This window comes from Sphingopyxis sp. (genome assembly GCF_025869345.1).
Taxonomy (GTDB): domain Bacteria; phylum Pseudomonadota; class Alphaproteobacteria; order Sphingomonadales; family Sphingomonadaceae; genus Sphingopyxis.
The window spans coordinates 1-3986 of sequence record NZ_JAOZVW010000151.1 but is presented as its reverse complement, the minus strand read 5'-3'; the positions used below and the strand labels follow the sequence as shown (position 1 = coordinate 3986).

The following is a 3986-nucleotide window of genomic DNA, read 5'->3' as shown; positions in this document are numbered from 1 at the left end:
GCAATCCAGAGCGGTTTACGCCACTCTGGATTGCTTCGCTTCGCTCGCAATGACGGACACGGATGGGAAAGGGATAATCACCGACTTGGTCCGGGGTCCCGCTCAGCGGCGTCGGCAAGCGGGACCCCGGATCAAGTCCGGGGTGACGAAAATTTGCGCTGTTTCGCGGTCGATGACACAAAAAATTTGAGGGCGCCGGTGGTTAGGCCGGCGCCCTCTCCATCACGTGTGCGGGCGGAGGGGTCTCGGACCCACACCCGCGACGGGTAACTGTCGCTTAGCGGCAGCGATATTTATCCTTGTCGATCTCGCGGCCGAGCAGCGCGCCGCCCGCGGCGCCGAGCACGGTGCCGAGCAGCTTGTCGCCGTTGCCCGCGATCTCGTGACCGGCAAGACCGCCGACCGCGCCGCCGATCAGCAGGCCGGTCGTGCCATTGTCCTTCTTGCAGCGATAACGGCCGTCGCTGCCGCGCCAGATGCGCGTGTTGCTGTTCACGCGCTGGTCGCGCGAGGCATAATAATTGCGGTTATGCTTGCGCTTCTTGTAATAATCCGCCGATGCCTCGGCCTGATGATAGCCGGGGACGGCCGTCGACACGCCGGCATAGGCGGGCGCGGTGCCGACGACGCTGGCCGCGGCGAACAGGCCCATCATGCCTTTGGTCAAGATACGCATTATTCAAATCCTTTCCTGGTCTCGGCGCCTCCGTTCCAAACGGAACCGGGCGCTTCGAGGAAAGAACGAGCCGGGTCCGAAAGCCGTTGCATGAACCTGAGGCAACGGGACGAAGCGAGTGAATCCATCGACGAACCGAAAGGGTCTTGAAGGTGCGGCGCGGCCATGCGACATGTGGAAACATGCTGAACATCGCCTCGATCATCATCGGCGTCATCGCGCTGATTCTTGCCATTCCCGCCTTCATCCCGCTGCTCGGCTGGGCGAACTGGGTGGTGGTGCCGATCGCGGTCGTCGGGCTGGCGCTCGGCGCGATGTCGAACCGGACCAGCGGGCGCAATCTCAACATCGTCGTCATCGTCATCGGCGTCGTGCGCCTGATGCTCGGCGGCGGCATCATCTGATCCGGCACGGCGAACCATCATGACACAGGCATCGGCCCCCGCGGGGAGCCATCAGGGCGGCTTGCCCTATGCGCTTGCCGCCTATGGCATCTGGGGCTTCGTCCCGCTCTTCTTCAAGCTGCTCGAAAGCGTGCCGCCGGTCGAGGTGCTGGCGCAGCGGATCATCTGGTCGCTGCCGCTCTGCTTCCTCATCATGGTCTTTCGCCGCCAGATCGGCGACTATCTCGCGGCGCTCCGCGACCCCCGCGTGCTGCGGATGCTGCTTGCCAGCGCGCTGCTGATCGCGGTCAACTGGCTCGTCTATATTTTCGCGATCTTCACCGACCATGTCCTCGCGGCCAGCCTCGGCTATTATCTCAATCCGCTGGTCAATGTGATGCTGGGGATGCTCTTTCTCGGCGAACGCCTCGGCCGGCTCCAGCTCGTCGCGGTCGTCATCGCGGGCATCGGGGTCGCGATCCTGCTCGCGGGCGCGCTCGACACACTGTGGATCAGCCTGACGCTGGCGCTGAGCTTCGGTTTCTATGGCCTGATCCGCAAGATCGTGCCGGTGGGTTCGCTCCCCGGTCTTGCGATCGAGACGACGTTGCTGATGCCCTTGGCGCTCGCGGTTTCGGGCTGGTATCTGTGGATCGGCGACGGGCGCGGGTTCGGGTCGGACGGCGCGATCAGCCTGCTGCTGATGGCGGGCGGGATCGTGACCGCGGTGCCGCTATTGCTCTTCGCGACCGCGGCGCGGCGGATGAGCTATGCCGCGCTCGGTTTCGCGCAATATCTGGCGCCGACGCTGCAATTTCTGCTCGGCCTGTTCGTCTTCCATGAACCGCTGAAACCCGTGCAGCTTGCCTGCTTCGTGCTGATCTGGATCAGCATCGCGGTGTTCAGCTTCGACATGGGACGGAAGATGCGCGCGGAGCGGGTGGTCGCCTGATCTCGTCGCGCCCGCGAAGGCGGGGGCCGTCATCGGTTTGCGCTACGATGCCGTAAAGGGGCCCCAGCGTCCCCCGCTTTCGCGGGGGTGACGGGTCAGGTCAGTCGCCAGCCCAGCGTTTCGCCCGCATGAAAGGGCACGACCTCGCCGATCCGCTCCGGCACCAATGTTTCCCCGCGCTCGAGCGTAATCGTGCCGCCATTGAGCGGCAGGCCATAGAAATTGGGCCCATGCTCGCTGGCGAACCCCTCGAACCGGTCGAGCACGCCTTCCTCGTCGAACACCGTAGCATAGGATTCGAGCGCATAGGGTGCGTTGAAGATGCCCGCGCAGCCGCAGGCCGCTTCCTTGGTGTGCACCGCGTGCGGCGCGCTGTCGGTGCCGAGGAAGAATTTGGGCGAACCCGACACCGCCGCGGCGCGCACCGCGAGCCGGTGCCGCTCGCGCTTGGCGACGGGCAGGCAGTAGGCGTGCGGGCGGATGCCGCCGACGAGCATCGCGTTGCGGTTGATATGGAGGTGCTGCGGCGTGATCGTCGCGCCGACGGTGGCGGGCGCGTCCCGCACGAAATCGACCGCTTCGGCCGTGGTGATATGCTCGAAGACGATCTTGAGGGCCGGCAGTTTCCGGACCAGCGGCGCGAGCGTGCGTTCGATGAACACCGCCTCGCGGTCGAAGATGTCGACGTCCGGATCGGTGACTTCGCCGTGGATCAGCAGCGGCATCCCGATCTCGGCCATGCGTTCGAGCACGCCCATGATATTCGCGACGTCGGTGACGCCGTGCGCGCTGCCCGTCGTCGCATGGGCGGGATAGAGCTTCGCGGCGGTGAACACGCCCTCGGCATGGCCGCGCGCCAGCTCGCCCGCATCGCTATGGTCGGTCAGATAGGCGACGATCAGCGGCGTGAAGTCGAGTTCCTTCGGCACCGCGGCGCGGATGCGGTCGCGATAGGCCGCGCCTTCCTTCGCGGTCGTCACCGGCGGCGACAGGTTCGGCATGATGATCGCGCGCGCGAACTGGCGCGCGGTGTGGCGCGCGACCTGTTCGAGCATCGCGCCGTCGCGCAGATGGACATGCCAGTCGTCGGGGCGGCGGATCGTCAGGCGGTCGGTCATCTGCGGCTCGTCGATAAGTGGGTTGGTTTTGGCTGGGGCGTCCCTAGATTATCGCCATGCCCAATACCACCCTCAACGATCGCGCGCTCCTTCGACTTTCGGGCGAGGATGTGCGCGGCTTTCTGCAAGGCCTCGTCACCAATGATGTTTCGGGCAATCTGCCGGTGTGGGCGGCGCTGCTGACCCCGCAGGGCAAAGTGCTGTTCGATTTCCTGATCTGGGGCGACCAGGATGATGTGCTGATCGACTGCGAGCGCGCCGCCGCGGACGATCTCGCCAAGCGCCTGACCCTCTATCGCCTGCGCCGCGCGATCACGATTGCGCGCGAGGAGGGGCTCGCCGTCCACTGGGCGAAGGAGGGCGACCTCGGCGTCGTCGATCCACGTCTGTCCGATCTCGGCCAGCGCTGGCTTGCGTCCGCCGGGGAAGGGGAGGGCGCCGACGCCGCATGGCAGGCGCACCGCCTGTCGTTCGGCGTCACCGAGGGACACGCCGAGCTGGGCGACGGCACGACGCTCTGGCTCGAATGCAACGCCGCCGAACTGAACGGCGTCAGCTTCACCAAGGGCTGCTATGTCGGGCAGGAGAATACGGCACGGATGAACTGGCGGCAAAAGGTCAATCGGCGGCTGGTAGTCGTGCCGGTCGCCGAGGCCGACGGCAAGCGGCAGGTGGTCGCTTATCCCGAACTCGGCTGGTCGGTCGAGCATCGCCGGGTCGAGAATATCGACCCAGCCGCCGCGCCCGGCTGGATGCGCGAAGCGCTCACCGCCGACCGGGGGGCATGACCCCTTCCTCGTCACCCTGAACTTGTTTGGTGATTATCCCTTTCCCATCCGTATCCGTCATTGCGAGCG

At 65.8% G+C, this 3986-nt stretch carries 5 protein-coding genes; 3 read left to right on the top strand and 2 right to left on the bottom strand.

The window, feature by feature from the left end; all coding sequences use genetic code 11:
- Positions 1-277: 277 nt before the first annotated feature.
- Complete coding sequence (locus OJI97_RS16850) at positions 278-676, bottom strand: glycine zipper 2TM domain-containing protein (RefSeq protein WP_297665401.1); 399 nt, start codon at positions 674-676, stop codon at positions 278-280.
- A gap of 182 nt (positions 677-858) precedes the next feature.
- Between OJI97_RS16850 and OJI97_RS16845 the strand changes: the two genes are divergently transcribed.
- Positions 859-1080: a hypothetical protein gene (locus OJI97_RS16845; protein ID WP_297665400.1), complete on the top strand. Its 222-nt coding sequence runs from the start codon at positions 859-861 to the stop codon at positions 1078-1080.
- Between the two features lie 19 nt (positions 1081-1099).
- Entirely contained in the window at positions 1100-2011 is a 912-nt protein-coding gene (gene rarD, locus OJI97_RS16840; protein WP_297665398.1) for an EamA family transporter RarD, read from the top strand.
- A 95-nt stretch (positions 2012-2106) separates the two neighbouring features.
- On the opposite strand, the gene pyrC is transcribed toward rarD, so the two are convergent.
- Positions 2107-3129 (bottom strand): dihydroorotase, encoded by a 1023-nt coding sequence (gene pyrC / locus OJI97_RS16835; RefSeq protein ID WP_297665397.1) that lies wholly within the window; start codon positions 3127-3129, stop codon positions 2107-2109.
- Positions 3130-3185: 56 nt separating this feature from the next.
- Between pyrC and OJI97_RS16830 the strand changes: the two genes are divergently transcribed.
- The gene (locus OJI97_RS16830; protein ID WP_297665396.1) at positions 3186-3917 is read left to right on the top strand and encodes a folate-binding protein; all 732 of its coding nucleotides are present in this window, start codon (positions 3186-3188) and stop codon (positions 3915-3917) included.
- The last annotated feature ends 69 nt before the right edge of the window (positions 3918-3986 follow it).